The sequence below is a fragment of the Methylobacterium sp. 17Sr1-1 genome, assembly GCF_003173775.1.
In the GTDB taxonomy this organism is placed as follows: domain Bacteria; phylum Pseudomonadota; class Alphaproteobacteria; order Rhizobiales; family Beijerinckiaceae; genus Methylobacterium.
Genome location: NZ_CP029552.1, coordinates 1,586,158 through 1,606,024 on the forward strand (window position 1 = coordinate 1,586,158; position 19,867 = coordinate 1,606,024).

Consider the following 19,867-nt stretch of genomic DNA (forward strand, 5'->3'; position numbering starts at 1 on the left):
CCTGCGTCAGGCAGAGCACAGATCCGGTCGCGGTCGTTATGGCACACTTCACATCTCGGAGAGACTGACGATGCGCGTGATCAAGCTCGCCGCCGTGGCCGCCCTCCTGGCCACCCCCGCCCTGGCCCAAGCCCCTGCTTACGATGCCCCCGTCTACCAGGGCCCGGTGCTGCCGAACCCGGTCGCCCCGGTGATCGACCCTCTCACCACCGGCACCGTGGCGAACCCCTATCGTCCGTCCCGCGTCGGCGGCGTCGGCAAGAACACCCTGCCGACCGACGTCGACTCGGCCACCGGCGGCAATGCCGAGATGCCGAGCCGCATGAACCCGAATCTCGGCAACACCACGGGCGGCCCGCTCCTGCGCTGATCGCGGTCGAGCCGGGGCGGCGTCCCGGTTCCGGATCGAAGGGTCCGCGGCCCACGGCCGCGGGCCCTTTCTCGTCGCGCGGTGTCCCACGCCCTATCTTTGCCAAGGGTTGATCGTTGCCAAGGGTCTACCTTTGCCAAGACTCGGCCGTGGGGGAGAATGCCTTCCCCGCGCTCCCTGCGCCTGGAACCCCCGCCGATGCACGGCAGCCTGAACGTCGAGATCACCGCCGAGATCCTGCTCAAGGCCTACGCGGCCGGCATCTTCCCGATGGCGGAGGATGCGGACGATCCGACCCTGTACTGGGTCGAGCCGAAGGAGCGGGGCATCCTGCCCCTCGAGCGCTTCCATCTCGGCCAGCGCCTCGCCCGCACGGTGCGCAACGGCGGCTTCGAGGTGGTGACCGACCGCGATTTCGACGCGGTGATCGAGGGCTGCGCCGCGCCGCGGCGGGACAGCGACCGGACCTGGATCAACGCCCGCATCCGCGCCCTCTACGGCGAGTTGTTCGACCTCGGCCATTGCCACACCGTCGAGGTCTATGCCGGCGAGCCGCGGATCCTGGTCGGGGGTCTCTACGGCGTCTCCCTCGGCGCGGCCTTCTTCGGCGAGAGCATGTTCCACACCGCCCGGGACGCCTCGAAGGTGGCGCTGGTGCACCTCGCGGCCCGGCTCAAGCGTGGCGGCTACACCCTGCTCGACGCCCAGTTCGTCACCAGCCACCTCGCCCAGTTCGGCGCCGAAGAGGTGCCGCGCCACGTCTACAAGGCGATGCTGCGCGGCGCGATCGACCGGCCGGCGCAGTGGGACAGCGCGCCGCTCACCGGTGCGGAGGCGGTCGCGGCCCTCGGCCAGCCCTGACAGCACGCCGTCAGCTTCGGGACAGTCACTCTCTCGGGAACATCAAGCAAATCTGATTGCCGGATCTTCCCAAAAAAAGTCTTTTCAGACTCACGGATTGTTGCCGCGAGGTCACGGCGCATATCGTTCCGGCGCCGACTCTGCACCAGAACTGCCGGAATGTGCAATGCCCCGTCCGGCGGGATTGCGGCAGAACGGTGAAGCTCGCTATCTCTACTCCCGAGGGCGGCGCCGCGCGGCGTCACGAAAAACGAGCCGGGTGGGGGAGTGTGTCGGGCATGACGGCGTCGCGCTGGGGATTTCTGGTCACGACCGCTCTCGTCTCGGCCGGGCTGATCGCGCCGGCGGTGGCGCAGGGCACCATCGCCCTCGACACGATCGACGTGGTGCCAGTGACGCCGGTCGGCGGCGCCGCCGGAACGCGCAGCGGGCCCGTGACCGGCGATCGGATCGACGGCGGCGGCGCGCTGCCGCTCGCCAAGGTGCCGTTCACCGTGGAGACCGTGACGGCGCGGCAATTCGAGCAGGACCGCGCCACCCTCGACCCGACCTTCACGCTGGCCCGCACCACCCCGGGCGTGAACCTGTCCGACGGCCAGGGCAGCAGCTTCCGCCAGACCCTGACCTATCGCGGCTTCGACGCCTCGCCGCTGCTCGGCGCGCCGCAGGGCCTCGCGGTCTACCAGAACGGCACCCGCATCAACGAGGCCTTCGGCGACGTGGTGAACTGGGACCTGATCCCCCAGGTCGCGATCAACCGCATCGACATCGTCACCGGCAACCCGATCTTCGGCCTCAACGCGCTCGGCGGCGCGGTCAACATCGAGATGAAGAACGGCTTCACCTGGCAGGGCAAGGAAGTCTCGGTGATGGGCGGCTCGGACGGCCGCATCCTGGGCACCCTCCAGTACGGCGAGGTGATCGGCCCCTGGAGCTTCTACTTCGCCGGCGAGGGCCTGCGCGATGCCGGCTGGCGCTACCGGTCGCCCTCGGAGATCGGCCGGGTCTACGCCGATCTCGGCCACCGCACCCTCGATTCCGAATTCCACATCATCGCCTCCGGCGCCAAGACCTACTTCGGCGCCGCCGCCGCCGCACCGGTCGACTTCACCCGCACCAACCAGCGGGCGATCTTCACCTCCCCGCAATCGATCGACACCGCGGTCGGCCAGATCCAGGTCACCGGCAAGGTCAACCTGTCGCCGACCTGGGACCTCTCGGGCAACGCCTATGTCCGCCGCCTCAGCCAGCATGTGATCGACGGCAACGACGGCAACTTCGAGAATTGCAGCTCGCGCTCGAACTTCCGCGGCTCCCTGTGCTTCGAGGATGACGGGTTCTCGGCGGCCCCCGGCCAGACCCAGGCGCAGTTCCGCAACCAGTTCCTGATCCTGGGACCGCAGAACCAGCGGATCCCGTTCCGGGCCGGCGTGCCCTACGGCACGATCGACACGGTCCGGACCGAGGCGACCGGCTACGGCGGCACGCTCCAGGCCACCAACCGCGACCGGGTCTTCGACCGGCCGAACACCTTCATCGCCGGCGGCAGCATCGACGTCGCGGATTACGGCTTCAAGTCGTCGAGCACGCTCGGCGTGATCAACCCGGACCTCAGCGTCACCACGGACCCGCTCAACCCGACCTACGGCAACATCCCGGGCCTCGGCACCGGGCCGATCCGCACGGCGGCGGCGCTGGGCATCGCGCCGAGCCAGGTCTCAGGCTCGAACCTCTATATGGGCCTCTACGCCCTCGACACGTTCGACGTCACCGACCGGCTCTCGCTCACCGCCGGCGCGCGGCTGAACTTCGCCCGGATCAGTACCCAGGACCTCACCGGCTTCTCGCCCGACGTCACCGGCACGCATTACTTCAGCCGGATCAACCCGGTCGCCGGCCTGACCTACCGGGTCACCGACTGGCTGAGCGTCTATGGCGGCTATTCCGAGTCGAACCGGGCGCCGACGCCGCTCGAACTCGCCTGCGCCAACCCGGACCGGCCCTGCCTGCTGCCGAACTCCCTCGTCGCCGATCCGCCGCTGCGCCAGGTCGAGGCCCGCACCTACGAGGTCGGCCTCCGCGGTTCGGTGCCGAATGTCTACGAGGGCGGCCTCCTCACCTACAAGCTCGGCGCCTTCCGCACCGACCTCACCAACGACATCCTCCAGGTCGCGGTGCCGGGCAACGCGGCGCGCGGCTACTTCGTCAACGTGCCGGCGACCCGGCGCCAGGGCATCGAGGTCGCGGGCGAGTACACGACCGGGCGCCTGAGCCTCTACGCCAATTACGCGCTGATCGACGCCACCTTCCAGTTCCGCGGCGACCTGTCCTCGCCCAACAATCCGCTCGCCGATGACGGGCTCATCAGCGTGCGCCCGGGCAACAAGGTACCGCTGGTGCCCGACCACCAGATCAAGGCCGGGTTCGACTATGCGATCACCCCGCAATGGCGCTTCGGCATGAACATGCAGGCCTTCTCGTCGTCCTATTTCCGCGGCGACGAGTCGAACCTCAACCGCAAGCTGCCGGCCTACTTCACCGCCAACCTCAACACCAGTTTCCAGCTGACGCCGACCATCCAGATCTTCGGCCTGGTGACCAACCTGTTCAACAACCGCTACGCGAATTTCGGCACCTTCCTGGAGCGCGACACGGCGTTTGCCGGCCGCTACGTGCTGAACGATCCCCGCACCACCACCCTGGTGCAGCCGCTCTCGGTCTATGGCGGCGTGCGGATGATCTGGTAGCGCCTTCCAATTGACACGGGGGCCGCCGCGGGGCTCGTGTCATGCGACGGCTGTCCGGATACACCGACGTGATCGGAAGAGCGCGGGATCCCCTCTCCCGTTTGGGAGAGGGGTAGGGGCGATCGAAGATCGCGCAGGGTGGCTCGGGTTCCGCAATGACCCTGAACTGTCGAGCTACGCAGCTCGACGGTTGGTAATCCATCGTGAACCCGAGCCACCCTCACCCCCGGCCCCTCTCCCAAACGGGAGAGGGGAGACGCGCTCCATCCTTTACCCGCGCAGCCTGTCCACGGAATTTTCCCGAGAGCCCGTTGCGCCCGACTTCCCCTTTCGCCCCCAACCCTGCGCTGCCCCGGCTCCTGCCGGCGCTCTGGTCCGGCCGCCCGATGCGGGCGCGGCTGATGGTGGTCGTCGTCCTCATCAACGGGGTGGCGGCGGCGATCTCGGGCGCGGTCATCATCCACAAGGCGCGCACCGCCACCGAGGTCGAGACCGCGGCCTCGATGGCGGTGGTCGAGCCGCTGGTGGCCGAGACCCTGCAGGCGCTGCAGGACGCGCCCCTGTCCGGCCTGTTCCGCACCCTCGCCCTGCGCTTTCAGGGCCTGCGCCACGTCCGGGTGACGCTCGTCGACGCCGCGCACCGGCCGACCGAGGCCGGGACGCCGCGGGAGGGCACGCGGCGGGCGCCCCGCTGGTTCGCTCAGGTGATCGCGCCGCCGGCGCACCGCCACGAGGTGCCGCTGGTGCTGCGGGGTGAGCGCATCGGCACGGCGCTCGTCACCGCCGAGCCCTCGGACGAGATCGACGAGGTCTGGGGCTATGCCCTGGCGCTCGGCCTCACCGGCCTGTCCCTGAGCCTCGCCATGCTGGCGATCCTGTTCCTCGCCTTCGGGCGGATCCTGAGCCCGCTGGCCCAGCTCGCCGCCGGGCTGACCCGGCTGGAGCAGCAGGATTACGACGCGCGCGTGGACCGGCCCGACACCCGCGAGCTCGCGGTGATCGCGACCCGGTTCAACCGCCTCGCCGAGGCGCTGAGTAGCGCGCGCGCCGCCAACCTGCGGCTCACCCGGCGCCTTCTCACCGCCGAGGAGGACGAGCGCCGACGCACGGCGCTCGAGCTCCACGACGAGTTCGGCCCGTGCCTGTTCGGGCTGGAGGCCAATTCCTCCTCGATCGCCCGCATCGCCGCGACCCTCGACGAGCCCGCCCGCACCCGCCTGACCCAGCGCACCGACGACATCGCGGCGATCGTCACGCGGGTGCAGACGATCAACCGGGCGCTGCTCAACCGCCTGCGCCCGGCCGGCCTCGGCCAGGTGCCCCTGAGCCGCTGCCTCGAACTCCTGGTGCGCGAGGCCGCCCGGCACCATCCCGAGATCGCGGTCGAGGGGCATGTCGCGGGCCTGAGGGCCGGCTACGGCGACCTCGTCGACCTCACCGTCTATCGCTGCGTGCAGGAGGGCCTGACCAATGCGCTGCGCCACGCCGGCGCGTCACGGGTGACGGTGGAGGTCGCCGAGCAGGAGGGCAGCCTGCACCTCGCCGTCGTCGACGACGGGACCGGCCTGATCGGGGATCGGGGCGAGGGGCGAGGCGAAGGACGGGGGTTAGCCGGGATGCGCGAGCGGGTCGAGGGCCTGGGGGGCCGGCTCGCCCTGGTGCCGCGCGAGCCGGGCACGTCGCTGCGGATCGTGCTTCCGACCGGGACGCCCGAGGAGGAGACGCCGTGACCCGCGTCGTCGTCGTCGACGATCACCCGATCGTGCTCCAGGGCGCCCGGCGCCTGCTGGAGGATGCCGGCGCGGAGGTGCGCGCCGCCGCCGGCCTGCCGGAGGGCTACCGCGCCATCCTGCGCCACCGGCCCGAGGTGGCGGTGATCGACCTCGCCTTTCCCGGCCGGGATCTCGCCGGCCTCGCGCTGATCGGCCGGGTGCGCAAGCGCGCGCCCGCCACCCGGGTGCTGGTGTTCAGCATGCACGCGGACCCGGCGATCGTCGCCCGCGCCCTCGCCGCCGGCGCCGTCGGCTACGTGCTCAAGGACGCGCCGGCCGGCGATCTGGTGCGGGCCTACGAGCAGGTCCGCACGGGGCGGCCCTATCTCGAAGGGCGCCTCGCCACCGAGGTCGCCCTGCTCCAGGCCGATCCGCGCCGCTTGTTGCTCGGGACCCTGAGCCCGCGCGAGCGCCGCATCCTGGCCCTGCTGGCGGAGGGCCGGGGCTACGCGGCGATCGCCGAGGACCTGTCGGTCAGCTACAAGACGGTGACGAATGCCTGCGCGGCCCTGCGGCAGCGGCTCGGGGTGGCGACCTTGACGGAGCTGACGCATTTCGCCGTGCGGCACGTGGCGGATCTGCGGTGAAGGCTTCGGGTTCGTCACCCGCGCGACCTGATCGCGTCGGAGTCCGCTGCCGACCCGTCGCAGACCCTGGGAAGGTCCGCTCCCGGGCTACGCCACCGTCGTGAGCTTCGCAACGGCACCGACGATCTGTCGAAGCTGGAACGGTTTCTCCAACCGTTCGACGCCAGCGAACTCGGCCGGGATCACCTCGGCATCGTAGCCGGTCGTGAACACGAACGGGATGCCGCGGTCCTTCAGCGTCTCGGCCAGCTTGAACGACGGACCCGGACCAAGGTTGATGTCGACCACGACAGCGTCGGGCCGCTGCTCGTCCAGCTCCGCTCGCGCAGCCTCCTCACTCGCACACGGGCCGACAATTTCTGCGCCTGCGCCCTCAAGGGCTCGAGCGGCGTCAGTCGCGAGATAGAAGTCGTCCTCTACCACTAGGACACGGCGACCCGTGAGATCCGGTCCACCCGTCATATCGAGGGCTCCTCCGTAGACAGTCATGCGTTGCGGCGCACCCGTTTCCAGGATGCTGGCGCCCTCCTTGAGCGGGAACTCCAAATGACAGCGTGCCCCACCGGGCTCGATCGTCACCTTGCCTCGCCCGCGCAGCTCGTAGGGGATGCGCGCCTCGATCAGCTCGCTGCCGAAGCCCCGCCGGCGGGGCGCATCTTGGGTCGGCTGCGGGGGCTCGGGTGCACCTTCCTCCGTCCAGTCGAAGACAAGCCAGGGGCTGTTACGCTTCTCGACGACGGACCACCGGACAGTGACCTTGCCGTCCGCGACGGACAGGGCGCCGTACTTCAGAGCGTTGGTCGCCAGCTCGTGCACCGCCAGCGTCAGCACCTCCGCGGCCTTGGGCGACAGCGCGACATCCGGCCCGGCGAGATCGTATTGCCCTTCGTGCTGCGCCTGCACGCTCACCTCGTCATGCACGAGGCCTGCGATCCCGACGCTGACGTTCGCGGCGCGGGTGAGGAGCCCCTGCACGCGGGCAAGGGCGAGCAGGCGGCCCATCAGCAGCTCGGCGTAGTCCGGCACGCTGGCGGCCCGCTCGCCCGTGCGGCGGGTCACCGAGCGGATCATCGCCATGATGTTGCGCACCCGGTGCTGGAGTTCGGCCAGAAGGACAGCCGTGTGCTCGGCGGCGAGCTTGGCCTCGGTCACGTCCTCCGCGATCCCGCCGATCCGCAGGATCTGGCCGTTGTCGCGCAACGGGAAATCGGTGTTCCTGATCCAGCGGAAAGCGCCGTCGGATGGACGCTGGATCCGGAACTCGTGCACGACGACTTCACCGCGCCGCGCCTCTTCTAGACAGCCGAGGGCAGCGTCGCGGTCGTCCGGCACGATCATCGCGGCCCAGCGCGTCACATCGCCCAGGAGAGCGTCCGCTTTGGCGCCGTAGCTCGTCGCGACCGCGGGGCTTATGAACTCCATTGCGAGCGTGTCCGCCGCCCTGATCCAGAGACCTGCTGCCGAGGCATCTGCGAACTGCCGGAAGCGCTCCTCGCTCTCTCGCAGCGCTGCTTCGCCGCGCGCCCGCTCTGCCGCTTCCCAGGTTCGCTCAGCGACATCCTCAACCAGGGCGATCTCAGCGGCCGTCCAGCGGCGTGGAATAACGCTTACGACGCCTAGTGCGAAGATCGGGCTGCCGCCCCGGCGCAACGGCCGGGACAGAAGCGCGCCCACACGCATGGACGCCAGCGCAACCTTGTCCGCTTCAGTCAGGCCGGGGTCGTTAGCTGTGTCCTCGAAGACCAGGGTTTGCTCGAAAGTCTGCCGGCCCGCTTCAGGAAAATCCGAGAAGCGGAGCGTGGCCGGTAACGGCGCGAGGTCGCTCCCACGGACCTCATAGATGACATTGGTCAAGTCGGCGGCCGGGTAATGCTTGGTCGCGTACGCCCGGTCGACAGCCAACTCCTCAGCAAGCATCTGAACGGCGCGCTCGACGATCTGCTGTTCGTCCGGCTCGGACCGTATCGCATCAGTGAAGCGCAGCAGGAACGCCTGCCGCTCCTCACTTTCCCGCAGCGCGGCCTCCGCTCGTTTACGTTCGGTGATGTTGTTGAAAACGTGGGCGACGAACCGTCTGCCCTCGCCGAACAGCGAGAAATAGACGTCAAACCAGCCATCGACGTCCTGCTGATAGTGCTGGACCCGGACCGGCCGACCGGTTCGCGCCAACTCCCGGTATAAGTCCAGCCAATAGTCCTCGACTCTCGGCAACACTTCGAAGAGCGACCGGCCGACGACGTCATGAAGGCCGCTCTGACGTTCATAGGATGCATTCACCTCACGGAAGATCACGTCGATGATCTCGCCCCGGCCGTCGTAGAACAGTTCCTGGATCGCCAGCCCCTCGTCGATCGCGTCGAACAGCGTGCGGTACTTCTCTTCGCTCTCGCGGAGCTGCTGCTCGCTGGCGCGTATCGCTGATCGTTCGGCTATGGCCTCGTCGAGGGCCAGGGTCATCTGGAACGCGGCTGCGGCGAAGCGGGCGAGGCTCTGCAGAACGCGTGCATCCTCTCCGTCGAACCGTCCCTCGGGCGTGTGCCTGATGGCCCAGAGGGTACCGACCGCTTTGCCCTCCACGTGCCAGGGTGCGAGGAGGTTCTCGTAAATGCGCGGCTCGACCCCCCGGAGGGCTGGAAAGAACCGCTCCGCTTCGTGGAACAGAAGGACGCAGTCGCGTTCAATCACCGTCCCACAGGGGCTCGCCTCCTGAGGCATGGTGCCATGAAGGTTCGGCGCAAACCCGCCTGCTGCGGCGTGCCAGCGGAGCACGCCGCCTGCTCCGCCGGGCTCCAGAATGCTGATGCCGGCGGAGTCCGCATGGCACAGCTCCATGACCAGTTCGGCGCATTTCTGGAGCACGCCACGGGGATTGGTGGCCATCTCCTGGGCCAGGCGTCCGAGCGCTCGGCTCTCGGTTTCGTAGTCTGGAGCCCTGGATGGTCGGGTTGCCAGCTCGGCCGTGATCAGGACGTCATCGACTCCTTTCACCAGGGGATCGCAATCGGCAGTGCTGGTCATCGCGGTTCTTTAGAGCCCCATGGTCGCCGCGCGCCCACTCGCCACTCAGGCGCGATCCGGCAAGCACTTAGCCGAACGTCAGGTCGTAGATAGGCAACCAAGTCCAGCTCACTACCCCAAACCGAAGTTGCCGAAGGGCTGGCGAACGACCGCTTTGGAGAAGCGCCGACAGGGGTCCCGGCGGCCGGGTTGGGCCGGCGGCGGAACGTCCGCTTCAGGGCGAATGGTCAGGGTCCGCTCCCCATCCCCAGCCGACATGGGCGCCGTCAGCCTGACAGGACTTCCACCCGCGACTTCCTCACATCACCGACGGTCTTGCGACGCTTCCTCGACTTCCCGAGGCCGCTGAATGGAACCCGGGACGGAGGAGGCCGAGGCGCCCGTCGATGTGAGACAAGGCGATCCCGCCTCCTATAACGCCTCCCCCCGCATCAACCGCGGCTGCCGCCCCCGCAACCCCGCCGCCTCGCGGATGAACAGCCGCTTCAATCCCGGCAGCCGGTCGACGAGGCCGAGGCCGAGGTCACGGGCAAGGCGGACCGGCAGGGCGTCGTTCGAGAACAGCCGGTTGAGGCCGTCGGTCGCCGCCCCCATCGCCAGCGTGTCGAAGCGCCGGCTGCGCTCGTAGGTCTCCAGCGCCTCCGGCCCGCCCGGATCGAGGCCGAGGCGCATCGTGTCGGCCAGCGCCTCCGCCAGGGCGGCGGCGCTGCGCAGGCCCAAGTTCAGGCCCTGGCCGGCGATCGGGTGGATGACGTGGGCGGCGTCGCCGAGCAGCATCAGCCGCTTCGCGCCGAAGCGCCGGGCGATGCCGAAGGAGAGCGGATAGGCCCGCAAGGGGGATTCGAGCGCGATGCGGCCGAGGCGTAAGCCGAAGCGGCGCTCGACCTCGATCAGCGCCTCCTCGGGCCCGCCGCCGAGGAGGGCCGGCACCTCGGATTGCCGCTCGGTCCAGACGATCGAGGAGCGGTGGCCCAGCGACCCGCCGGGGGGCAGGGGCAGCACCGCGAAGGGGCCCGACGGCAAGAAGTGCTCGATCGCCCGTCCCTCGTGGTCGCGCTCGTGCGCCACGGTCGCGACGATGCCCGACTGGGGATAGGACCAGCCGACCCAGCCGATGCCCGCGGCCTCGCGCAGGCGCGAGCGGGCGCCGTCCGCCGCCACGACGAGGTCGGCGCGGATCCGGCGCCCGTCCGGCAGGCGCGCGGTGATCCTGTCGGCCTCCGGCACGGCCGCGAGGACGGGGCTGGCCTCCAGCACCACACCCGCAGCCGCGGCGGCATCGCGAAGTGCCGCGAGCAGGCCGCCGCCCTCGATCATGTGGGCGAAGGGCTCGCCTTCGGCCACCTCGCCCTCGAAGGTCAGGAAGGTCGGGCGCACCGGATCGGCGAGGCGGCTGTCCGTGACGACCATCTCGCGGATCGGCTGGGCGGTCGCGCTCACCGCGTCCCACACGCCGAGGCGCTCCAGCATCCGCCGGGCGGCGGCCGCGACCGCGTAGGCACGCAGGTCCCGCGGGGCGTCCGTCCGGCCGAAGGCCGGGTCGCAGACCGTGACCCGCACGCTCTCGCCCAACGAGAGCCGCAGGGCGAGTGCCAGCGCCAGCCCCGGCAGCCCGCCGCCCGCGACGACGATCTCCCGCGCCGCCCCCCGTCGCCCGCTCACGCCGCCACCCTGCGCCATGCCACCATCGCCCGCTGCTCGTCCGAACGGCACGGCTCATAGCATGAGTACGGGCCGTTGGCGTCGCTTGACGGCGCGCCTCGGCCTGCGTCAGCTACGCGCCCCTCCCTCGATCCGGAATCCGTCCCGTGCGCGCGGTCGCCGACCTCCTCGACATCCTCGACCTGGAAAAGCTGGAGGAGAACCTCTTCCGGGGCCGCTCGCCCAAGGACCGCTGGCAGCGGGTCTATGGCGGCCAGGTGATCGGCCAGGCCTTGGTGGCGGCGACCCGCACCGTGCCGCCGGAGCGCCGGCCGCACTCGCTCCACGCCTATTTCCTGCTCGGCGGCGACCCGAAGGTGCCGATCGTCTACGAGGTCGACCGCATCCGCGACGGCCGCAGCTTCACCACCCGGCGGGTGGTGGCGATCCAGCACGGCCGGCCGATCTTCTCGATGTCGGCCTCCTACCACGTCGAGGAGCCGGGCTTCGACCACCAGGCCGAGATGCCGGCGGTGCCGATGCCGGAGGACCTGCCCGGCGAGGGTTTGCTCAAGGCCTCGATGCTGCCGCGGATGCCCGAGCCGGTCCGGGCCTATTTCGAGCGCGAGCGGCCGATCGAGCTGCGCCCGGTCGAGACCGAGCGCTACGCCTCCCGCACGCCCGGGCCGCCGCGTTTCCACGTCTGGATCCGGGCGACCTCGCCCCTGCCGGACGATCCGGCGATCCACCAGGCCGTGCTGGCCTACGCCTCCGACATGACGCTGCTCGACACCTCGCTCATCCCCCACGGCCGCACGGTGTTCGAGAGCCAGATCCAGCCGGCGAGCCTCGACCACGCCCTGTGGTTCCACCGGCCGTTCCGGGCCGACGAGTGGCTGCTCTACGCCCAGGACAGCCCGAGCGCGTCCGGCGGCTGCGGCGTCTCCCGCGGGCTGATCTTCACCCGCGACGGCACCCTCGTGGCCTCGGTCGCGCAGGAAGGCATGATCCGCGAGAAGCGTGCGGCGCCCGAGCCCGAGGCCTGAGCCCTCTCTGCCTCCTGTTTGGGCATATGGCGGTTTTTTCACCGGCATTGCCGCCCTGAGCGGCTTCATTATCCGCAATCGGCCCAGGAACCGGGCAGCTTGTCCGTAGGTCCGCTGCCGCGCCGTGGCACGTTCCTTGATTGACGTCCTTTCGAGACCGGCATCGGGGCCCACGGGTTCGCCGCGGCGCCGGATCACGCCTCGCCCCGGCTCAAAGCCAGGCGCGAGGTCGCCGAAATCGAAAGGGGGCTCGTCCCATGAAGATCGTCATGGCCATCATCAAGCCGTTCAAGCTGGAGGAGGTCCGCGACGCCCTCACCAGCATCGGCGTGCACGGCCTGACCGTGACCGAAGTGAAGGGCTACGGCCGGCAGAAGGGGCATACCGAGATCTATCGCGGGGCCGAGTACGCCGTCAGCTTCCTGCCCAAGCTCAAGATCGAGGTGGCGGTGGCGGTCGACCTCGTCTCGAACGTCGTCGACACCATCGCGGCCGCCGCCCGCACCGGCCAGATCGGCGACGGCAAGATCTTCGTGATGCCGCTCGAGAAGGCCGTGCGCATCCGCACCGGCGAGACCGACGTCGACGCCCTCTGACGGCGCCACCCGCGCGGGGCCTCATTCAGCGCCCCGCCGCCCTTCCCCAACGTCATTGCCTTCGAGTCCATCGGGAGTTCCTCTTCCATGAAGCTTCGCAACGTCCTGGCTCTCGGCCTGGGAGGCGCCGCGCTGGCGCTGGTCCTGGTGGAGCCGTCCCTGGCGCAGACGCCGACCGTCGAGGCCGCCCCGGCCGCGGCGGCGGCGCCGGTGCCCAACAAGGGCGACACCGCCTGGATGCTGATCTCGTCGGCGCTGGTGCTGATGATGTCGATCCCCGGGCTGGCGCTGTTCTACGGCGGCCTGGTCCGCACCAAGAACATGCTGTCGCTGCTGACGCAGGTCTTCGCCATCGTCAGCCTCGCCTGCATCGTCTGGGTGTTCTTCGGCTACAGCCTCGCCTTCACCAACGGTGGCGGCCTCAACGACTTCGTCGGCGGCTTCTCGAAGGCGTTCCTGCGCGGCGTCGACGCCAACTCGGTCGTGGCGACCTTCTCGAACGGCGTCGTCATCCCCGAATACGTCTACATCTGCTTCCAGATGACGTTCGCGATGATCACCCCGGCGCTGATCGTCGGTGCCTTCGCCGAGCGCATGAAGTTCTCGGCCCTGATGCTGTTCTGCCTGCTGTGGCTGATCTTCATCTACTTCCCGATGGCGCACATGGTCTGGTACTGGGGCGGCCCCGACGCGGTCGGCAACGCCGCCAAGGCGCTGGCCGCGGCCACCGACGAGGCCTCGAAGAAGGCGGCCCAGGACGCGCTCGACGCCGTCAACGCCGATGCCGGCCTGCTGTTCAAGTGGGGCGCCCTCGACTTCGCCGGCGGCACCGTGGTGCACATCAACGCGGGCATCGCCGGCATCGTCGGCTGCCTGATGATCGGCAAGCGCATCGGCTACGGCCGCGACCTGCTCGCCCCGCACTCGCTCACCATGACGATGATCGGCGCCTCGCTGCTCTGGGTCGGCTGGTTCGGCTTCAACGCCGGCTCCAACCTCGAGGCCAACGGCTCGGCGGCGCTCGCGATGATCAACACCTTCGTGGCCACCGCGGCGGCCGGCCTGTCCTGGCTCCTCGTCGAGTGGGCCGCCAAGGGCAAGCCCTCGCTGCTCGGCATGCTCTCGGGCGCGGTCGCCGGCCTCGTCGCCGTCACCCCGGCCTGCGGCTTCGCCGGTCCGATGGGCTCGATCGTGCTCGGCCTCGTCGCCGGCGCCGTCTGCTTCGTGATGTGCTCGACCGTCAAGAACGCGCTCGGCTACGACGACTCCCTCGACGTCTTCGGCGTGCACTGCGTCGGCGGCATCCTGGGCGCGCTCGCCACCGGCATCCTGGTCAACCCGGCGCTGGGCGGCGTCGGCTCCCCCGACTACGCGACGAAGCCCGGCGAGCTGGTGGCCGCGGCCTACGAGTTCGGCCCGGCCTTCCTGTCCCAGGCCAAGGCGGTCGGCTTCACCATCCTGTGGTCGGGCGTCGGCTCGGCGATCCTCTACAAGATCGTCGACGTGGTGGTCGGCCTGCGCGTGACCCAGGACGAGGAGCGCGAGGGCCTGGATCTCGCCGATCACGGCGAGCGGGCTTACAACTACTGAGACTTTGGGGGCCGGGACGGAGACGTCCCGGTTCTCATCGGAGAGTGATCCTGCTGGCGAAGTCAGGCTGGTGAGGTCTGATGGAAGAGGTGGGCAAGCGGGCTGCTGCGGGTTCCGGCGATGGGCAGGCCGAGGATCCACCGGGTCAACCGCATCATGTTGAGGGCCGCCGCAATGGCGAGATGCTGGAGGTGGACCTTCGCGCGTCCGATATAGCGGGCACGGCGCAGCCCGAAGCCACGCACCGCCCAGGATATCGTCGCCTCCACGCCAGCCCGCCACGCATAGAGCGCGGCGAAAGCCGGGGCCTCTTGTCGGTGACGCGCCGTTTTCAGCGCTTCGTACTCGCCCTGCATGCGCAAGGTCATCAGGCGGCGGTCGGCATGGGGGCCCGCACATACCGCGCGATCGGCGCAGGTCTTGCAGTCGCGCCGCGAGAACTTCACCTTGACCACGGCCGTGGCGCGGTTGTCGACCGCCGGCGTCCAGCTCGCGCTCACGGCGCCGCGCGGACAGGTCACTTGTCGCTGCCCCCAGTCGACGTGGAACGCCTCGGCCGAGAAGCCCGACCCGCTCTTGGCCTGCCAGCGCAGGTCGCGCCGCACCGGGCCGATCAGGTCGACGGCGAAGCGCTGGCGCGTCTCGACCAGGATGCCGGCATCAACGTAACCGGTATCCACGAGGTGCTGGGCCGGGAGCAGACCCTTCGCGGCGAGTGCCTCGTGCGCCGACGTCGTCACCGCGCCGTCGGCAAGGGGCGCCGCACTGGTCTGCACGTGGGTGATCACGCGCGGCCGATCCGCGTCGCAACTCTCGGTTAGGTGGACCTTGTAGCCGACCCAAGAAGCCGTGCCCTTGCGCGCGAAGTGCGCGTCAAGATCGTAGGGCGAGCTGATGAACAGGGCTGCGGGCGGCACATTACCTGCCTCACGCCAGCCAACCGCGCCGCCCTCGTGGCAGAACTGCTGGATCCAGATCCGGCGCAAGGTCTCGACCGCGGGAACCTGTCGTAGCCAGACGGGTGCATCTGCGGAGTGGACGGCTGAGAGGAGATCGTGCCCATCCGCGCCGACACCGATGGCCAGCGCCCGACGTTCGGGCGCAGCGCGCGGCTGGCGCTCGGCCAGACCGCGAGGCTCATAGCGCTCCGCCCAGTGCCTCTGGGCGTGTGCCGCGAGCCAGGCCGGAGCGGCGACGGCCAGCGCGCTGAGGGCGTGGCGCATCGCCTCGATTACGCAGGCGAGACGATTGAGGCTGCTGACCGCTGCCAGCACGTGCGTCGCGTCAGTCCGTTGCCGTCCTCCCGAACGAACGAGGTTGCGGGCGCGGGCGATCTCGATGACGGCGTCGAAGAGCAGGTGCTCGGCCCGGCCCGCGACGAGGCGCGTCCGGAACTCGCAGAGGACGGAGGCGTCGAAGCCAGCGTCGACGAGCGGCAGGGCGAGCACGTACTTCCAGTCGATCCGACTGCGCACGGCATCGGCCGCCTGCCGGTCGGAGAGGCGCTCGGCGAACTGGAGCAAAGTAACGAGGGCTAGGCGCCAGGGTGCCTCGGCGGGCTGGCCGAGGGGCGAAAACAGGGCGGCGAAGCGCTTATCATCGAAGATGGGGCCGAGCTCGTCTCGCAGGCTGAGGAGTAGCGAGCCGTGCGGGAAGGCGGCGCGGGCAACGTGGGCGGTCTCGTCGGGAACATCGTTCGGGATGGTCGGGCGGAGCGACATGGTGTTGGCCTCGCGAACCGAAGGATCGGCACCAACACCGCGGAAGACCACCCTGATCCGGTCCTGCCCGACTTCGCCAGCAGGATCGAGAGTGTGGAAGAGCCCCGGTGCGATTGCGCCGGGGTTTTTTCATGAATAGGCCACTCGATCATATTGTCAGAATTTTTGCTATCGCTAAATTTTTATCTTTGTCCGCAATACTGCCAGCAACAACTCCGCTTGAGCGACAGCCCACTCTGCCTCGACCAAACTAGGAGGCTCATCAGTGTAGTCCGCGAGCAGCCTTATCTCATGAACGCGGTTGAGTGCGCGCCCGAAGTCAGCATCGATACGCCCAGTCTGAACAAGATCCCGCCCGAAAGCAGCGATCAGACTGCGATGTGTTTTGCTGGCCGATCCGGCAGAAGACTGGCACCACGCTATCAAAGCCGCCTGCGCAGCATCAAACATCGCGTAGTACGCACGATTGCAAGCGCCATCCAAATCCCCTGCAATTAAGAGCATCCGGGCTGAACGCGCCGCCTGTTCGGCTTTCTCCAGATACCGTTCAGGTGTCGCAGGTCTGCTCACAGGCGAACCCCGTCCCGCTTGATCGCCGCGATCAACCCCGGATTACTGAACGTCTCCGGCCGGTCGAACTCGTCCTCCCACAGCGGCACCGCCTGAACCAGAATCCCCGTCTCCAGCATCACCGTGAAGGCGATCTCCGCCATCTCGCCCGCGATCGGATAGCGCCGGCCAGCCGGACCGTTCAGGATCACCGCCAAGTCGACATCGCTATCGGCATCGTGCGTCCCGCGGGCGCGGCTTCCGAACAGCACGGTCTCCTTCACGGGATAGCGCCCGGCGATGTGGCGCAGGAAGGTCCGGGCCGCATGCACGGTCTCGGAATCCGGCAAGTCGGGACCGGATAAGTCAGGACGGTGTAGGACAGGAGAGGACATCCATGCCTCGCGCAGAGCAGGCGGACCGAACCCGCCATCCACCGGAAATCCTTAGCAGATCCAGCGCCGTCCCGCCGCTCTCCCGCAATGCCGCAAGATGCGGTTAGCCTTAAACCACCATTAACCGCATCGCCCCATCCTCACGGTCCAGTTCCGCGTACCCGGTCCAGCCCCGCATGCGTTCGCTTCGTCGCTCGGCCTCGCCCTACGATGGCCTCATCGACACGTTCCGCGCGTTCCTGACGCGGCGGGCGACAGAGGTCACCGGCCTCGCCCTGCTCGTCGGGGCGGCGTGCTTCACCGTGGCCCTGGCGACGTGGTCGATCGACGACCCGAGCCTCAACCACGCCACCTCGCGCACGGCCCGCAACCTCCTCGGCTTCGGCGGGGCGGTGGTGTCGGATCTCGGGATGCAGCTCCTGGGCCTGGGCGCGCTCGCCTTCGCGCTGCCGCCGGCGGTGTGGGGCATGCGGCTCCTGCGCACCCACCGGCTGGCGCGGCTGCAATTGCGGCTGGTGCTCTGGATCATCGGCTTCGGCGCGGCGAGCGGCATGGCGAGCGCGCTGCCGCCGACCGCGCGCTGGCCGCTGCCGACCGGCCTCGGCGGCGTCGCGGGCGACGCGCTGCTCGGCGCCGCCAAGGCGATCGCCGGCCCGGCCGGGGCCTTCGCGGGCTTCCTCTACGCGGCGGTCGCGGTGGTCAGCCTGACCGGCGCCTGCGGCTTCGGCCTGATCGAGGACGAGGAGGGCGACGACGAAGCCGAATCCTTCGCCCCCGTGGTGAGCCGCTACGACGAGCGGCAGCCCCGCCGCGGCGCGAGCCCGTCCCATGACGACGAGTCGCCCGGGCTCGGCCTCGCCTCCCTCGGGGCGCTCGCCCACCTGGCGATCAGCGCGCGGAGCGCCGTGGCGCAGAAGATCGACGCGATCCGCGACGGCTCCTGGCGTCACGGTGCCGCCGACCCCTATGCGGGCAACTCGCCGGCGCTCGCCGCGCGCCGCGCCTTCGCCGAGCCCGGCGAGGACGAGGCCTGGGACGAGCCCGCGGTCGAGAGGGCCGCCGAGCGTCCGGCGAAGGCCGGCCGCCGCGAGCCGGTCTTCGCGGACGCTCCCCCGCGCCGGGTCGAGGCGGGTTCGCGCCGGGCCGAGCCGGTGTTCGACGACGACTCCGCGGACGAGGACGAGGCGGAGGCCCCGCGCGGCCGCGTCGCACCCCCTCCCCCGCCGATCCAGACCCGCCGCGCGCCCGCCCCCGCACCGGCCGCGCCGGATGCCTACGAGATGCCCGCCCTGACGCTGCTCGCCGAGCCGCGCCACCCGGCCCCGAGCGCCGCGGTCTCGACCGACGCCCTGGAGCAGAACGCCACCCTGCTCGAATCGACGCTGGAGGACTTTGGGGTGCGCGGCGAGATCCTGGCGGTGCGGCCGGGCCCGGTGGTGACGCTCTACGAGCTGGAGCCGGCGCCCGGCACCAAGTCGAGCCGCGTCATCTCGCTCGCCGACGACATCGCCCGCTCGATGTCCGCCATCTCCGCCCGCGTCGCCGTCGTGCAGGGCCGCAACGCCATCGGCATCGAATTGCCGAACGCCAAGCGCGAGACGGTGTACCTGCGCGAGCTCCTCGCCTCCCCGGCCTTCGCCGAGACCAAGCAGAAGCTCGCGCTCTGCCTCGGCAAGAATATCGGCGGCGAGGCGATCATCGCCGACCTCGCCCGCATGCCTCACCTGCTGGTGGCCGGCACCACCGGCTCGGGCAAGTCGGTCGCCATCAACACCATGATCCTGTCGCTGCTCTACCGGATGACCCCGGAGGAGTGCCGCCTGATCATGGTCGATCCCAAGATGCTGGAACTCTCCGTCTACGACGGCATCCCGCACCTGCTCTCCCCCGTCGTCACCGACCCGAAGAAGGCGGTCGTCGCCCTCAAGTGGGCGGTGCGCGAGATGGAGGAGCGCTACAAGAAGATGTCGAAGCTCGGCGTGCGCAACATCGACGGCTTCAACGCCCGGGTGGCGGAGGCGCGGGCCCGCGGCGAGGTGATCACCCGCACGGTCCAGACCGGCTTCGACCGCGAGACCGGCGAGGCGATCTACGAGGACGAGGTCATGGACCTCGCGCCGCTGCCCTACATCGTGATCGTGGTCGACGAGATGGCCGACCTGATGATGGTGGCGGGCAAGGACATCGAGGGGGCGATCCAGCGTCTCGCCCAGATGGCGCGGGCCGCCGGTCTGCACCTGATCATGGCGACGCAGCGCCCCTCGGTGGACGTGATCACCGGGACGATCAAGGCGAATTTCCCGACCCGGATCTCGTTCCAGGTGACCTCGAAGATCGACTCGCGCACGATCCTGGGCGAGATGGGCGCCGAGCAGCTGCTGGGCCAGGGCGACATGCTGTTCATGGCGGGCGGCGGCCGGACGACCCGGGTGCACGGGCCGTTCTGCTCGGACGACGAGGTCGAGCAGGTGGTGGCCCATCTCAAGCGCCAGGGTCGGCCCTCCTACCTCGAAGCGGTGACCGCCGAGGAGGGCGAGGAGGAAGCGGACGCCCCGGTCATGGACCAGGGCGGCTTCGGCGATCCGTCGGCCGACCTCTACGACCAGGCGGTGGCGGTGGTGCTTCGCGACAAGAAGGCCTCGACCAGCTACATCCAGCGGCGCCTGCAGATCGGCTACAACCGGGCCGCCTCGCTGATGGAGCGGATGGAGCGCGAGGGCATCGTCGGACCGGCCAACCACGCCGGCAAGCGCGAGATCCTGCTGGAGGACGGGCAGGACGGGTGAGGACGGTTCCAGACATCATTTTACGACCCTCGCCCTTTCCCGGACGACTGCAACGAAGTGGAAGGAGATCCGGGATCCAGCGCAAGGACTCGCCGCGAAGCGGCTCCGCCTGCTGCACCGTTGCGCACACACGGACGCTTCGCGACTTCTTGTGCTGGATCCCGGATCTCCTTCCGCTGACGCTCCAG

Annotated in this window: 14 protein-coding genes; 9 read left to right on the plus strand and 5 right to left on the minus strand. The window is 69.6% G+C overall.

The window, feature by feature from the left end; all coding sequences use genetic code 11:
- The first annotated feature begins 70 nt into the window (after window positions 1-70).
- From DK412_RS07115 to DK412_RS07135, 5 genes are all read left to right on the plus strand, one after another.
- Window positions 71-370: a hypothetical protein gene (locus DK412_RS07115; protein WP_109971377.1), complete on the plus strand. Its 300-nt coding sequence runs from the start codon at window positions 71-73 to the stop codon at window positions 368-370.
- Between the two features lie 198 nt (window positions 371-568).
- Entirely contained in the window at window positions 569-1,231 is a 663-nt protein-coding gene (gene aat, locus DK412_RS07120) for a leucyl/phenylalanyl-tRNA--protein transferase (RefSeq protein ID WP_109971378.1), read from the plus strand.
- Between the two features lie 278 nt (window positions 1,232-1,509).
- Window positions 1,510-3,978 carry a TonB-dependent receptor gene (locus DK412_RS07125; RefSeq protein ID WP_109971379.1) on the plus strand — a complete coding sequence of 823 codons (2,469 nt, stop codon included), beginning with the start codon at window positions 1,510-1,512 and terminating at the stop codon, window positions 3,976-3,978.
- A gap of 311 nt (window positions 3,979-4,289) precedes the next feature.
- Window positions 4,290-5,708, plus strand: coding sequence for an ATP-binding protein (locus DK412_RS07130; RefSeq protein WP_245447460.1), 1,419 nt, complete (start codon window positions 4,290-4,292; stop codon window positions 5,706-5,708).
- A complete protein-coding gene (locus DK412_RS07135; protein WP_109971380.1) occupies window positions 5,705-6,337 on the plus strand; it encodes a response regulator transcription factor in 633 nt (210 codons plus the stop codon). The genes DK412_RS07130 and DK412_RS07135 overlap by 4 nt, the downstream gene beginning before the upstream one ends.
- An 87-nt stretch (window positions 6,338-6,424) precedes the next feature.
- Here the strand turns inward: DK412_RS07135 and DK412_RS07140 are convergent, their stop codons facing one another.
- Both DK412_RS07140 and DK412_RS07145 read right to left on the minus strand, forming a co-directional pair.
- Window positions 6,425-9,355 carry a PAS domain S-box protein gene (locus tag DK412_RS07140; RefSeq protein ID WP_109971381.1) on the minus strand — a complete coding sequence of 977 codons (2,931 nt, stop codon included), beginning with the start codon at window positions 9,353-9,355 and terminating at the stop codon, window positions 6,425-6,427.
- A 411-nt stretch (window positions 9,356-9,766) separates the two neighbouring features.
- The gene (locus tag DK412_RS07145; protein ID WP_109971382.1) at window positions 9,767-11,035 is read right to left on the minus strand and encodes an FAD-dependent monooxygenase; all 1,269 of its coding nucleotides are present in this window, start codon (window positions 11,033-11,035) and stop codon (window positions 9,767-9,769) included.
- A 128-nt stretch (window positions 11,036-11,163) separates the two neighbouring features.
- Here DK412_RS07145 and tesB point away from each other — a divergent pair, with 128 nt between their 5' ends.
- The 3 genes from tesB (at window position 11,164) to DK412_RS07160 (ending at window position 14,228) form a co-directional block, all read left to right on the plus strand.
- The gene (gene tesB, locus DK412_RS07150; protein WP_109971383.1) at window positions 11,164-12,042 is read left to right on the plus strand and encodes an acyl-CoA thioesterase II; all 879 of its coding nucleotides are present in this window, start codon (window positions 11,164-11,166) and stop codon (window positions 12,040-12,042) included.
- Between the two features lie 257 nt (window positions 12,043-12,299).
- Complete coding sequence (locus tag DK412_RS07155; protein WP_048450383.1) at window positions 12,300-12,638, plus strand: P-II family nitrogen regulator; 339 nt, start codon at window positions 12,300-12,302, stop codon at window positions 12,636-12,638.
- 87 nt (window positions 12,639-12,725) lie between these two features.
- Window positions 12,726-14,228 (plus strand): ammonium transporter, encoded by a 1,503-nt coding sequence (locus tag DK412_RS07160; RefSeq protein ID WP_109971384.1) that lies wholly within the window; start codon window positions 12,726-12,728, stop codon window positions 14,226-14,228.
- Window positions 14,229-14,290: 62 nt separating this feature from the next.
- On the opposite strand, the gene DK412_RS07165 is transcribed toward DK412_RS07160, so the two are convergent.
- The 3 genes from DK412_RS07165 to DK412_RS07175 all read right to left on the minus strand — a co-directional run bounded on the left by DK412_RS07165 (window position 14,291) and on the right by DK412_RS07175 (window position 16,935).
- Window positions 14,291-15,949, minus strand: coding sequence for an IS1182 family transposase (locus DK412_RS07165; protein WP_109971385.1), 1,659 nt, complete (start codon window positions 15,947-15,949; stop codon window positions 14,291-14,293).
- A gap of 174 nt (window positions 15,950-16,123) precedes the next feature.
- A complete protein-coding gene (locus DK412_RS07170; protein WP_245447461.1) occupies window positions 16,124-16,519 on the minus strand; it encodes a HEPN domain-containing protein in 396 nt (131 codons plus the stop codon).
- Complete coding sequence (locus DK412_RS07175) at window positions 16,516-16,935, minus strand: nucleotidyltransferase domain-containing protein (protein ID WP_245447462.1); 420 nt, start codon at window positions 16,933-16,935, stop codon at window positions 16,516-16,518. The genes DK412_RS07170 and DK412_RS07175 overlap by 4 nt, the downstream gene beginning before the upstream one ends.
- Before the next feature lie 134 nt (window positions 16,936-17,069).
- On the opposite strand from DK412_RS07175, the gene DK412_RS07180 reads away from it, so the two are divergent.
- Complete coding sequence (locus DK412_RS07180; protein WP_109971387.1) at window positions 17,070-19,679, plus strand: DNA translocase FtsK; 2,610 nt, start codon at window positions 17,070-17,072, stop codon at window positions 19,677-19,679.
- Window positions 19,680-19,867: the final 188 nt, after the last annotated feature.

Bases quoted from the DNA above. Each gene is read 5' to 3' on its own strand.
- DK412_RS07180 (WP_109971387.1), top strand. From the start codon at position 17,070: ATGCGTTCGCTTCGTCGCTCGGCCTCGCCCTACGATGGCCTCATCGAC.
- DK412_RS07115 (WP_109971377.1), top strand. From the start codon at position 71: ATGCGCGTGATCAAGCTCGCCGCCGTGGCCGCCCTCCTGGCCACCCCC.
- DK412_RS07140 (WP_109971381.1), bottom strand. From the start codon at position 9,355: ATGACCAGCACTGCCGATTGCGATCCCCTGGTGAAAGGAGTCGATGAC.
- DK412_RS07145 (WP_109971382.1), bottom strand. From the start codon at position 11,035: ATGGCGCAGGGTGGCGGCGTGAGCGGGCGACGGGGGGCGGCGCGGGAG.
- DK412_RS07155 (WP_048450383.1), top strand. From the start codon at position 12,300: ATGAAGATCGTCATGGCCATCATCAAGCCGTTCAAGCTGGAGGAGGTC.
- DK412_RS07125 (WP_109971379.1), top strand. From the start codon at position 1,510: ATGACGGCGTCGCGCTGGGGATTTCTGGTCACGACCGCTCTCGTCTCG.
- DK412_RS07165 (WP_109971385.1), bottom strand. From the start codon at position 15,949: ATGTCGCTCCGCCCGACCATCCCGAACGATGTTCCCGACGAGACCGCC.
- DK412_RS07160 (WP_109971384.1), top strand. From the start codon at position 12,726: ATGAAGCTTCGCAACGTCCTGGCTCTCGGCCTGGGAGGCGCCGCGCTG.
- aat (WP_109971378.1), top strand. From the start codon at position 569: ATGCACGGCAGCCTGAACGTCGAGATCACCGCCGAGATCCTGCTCAAG.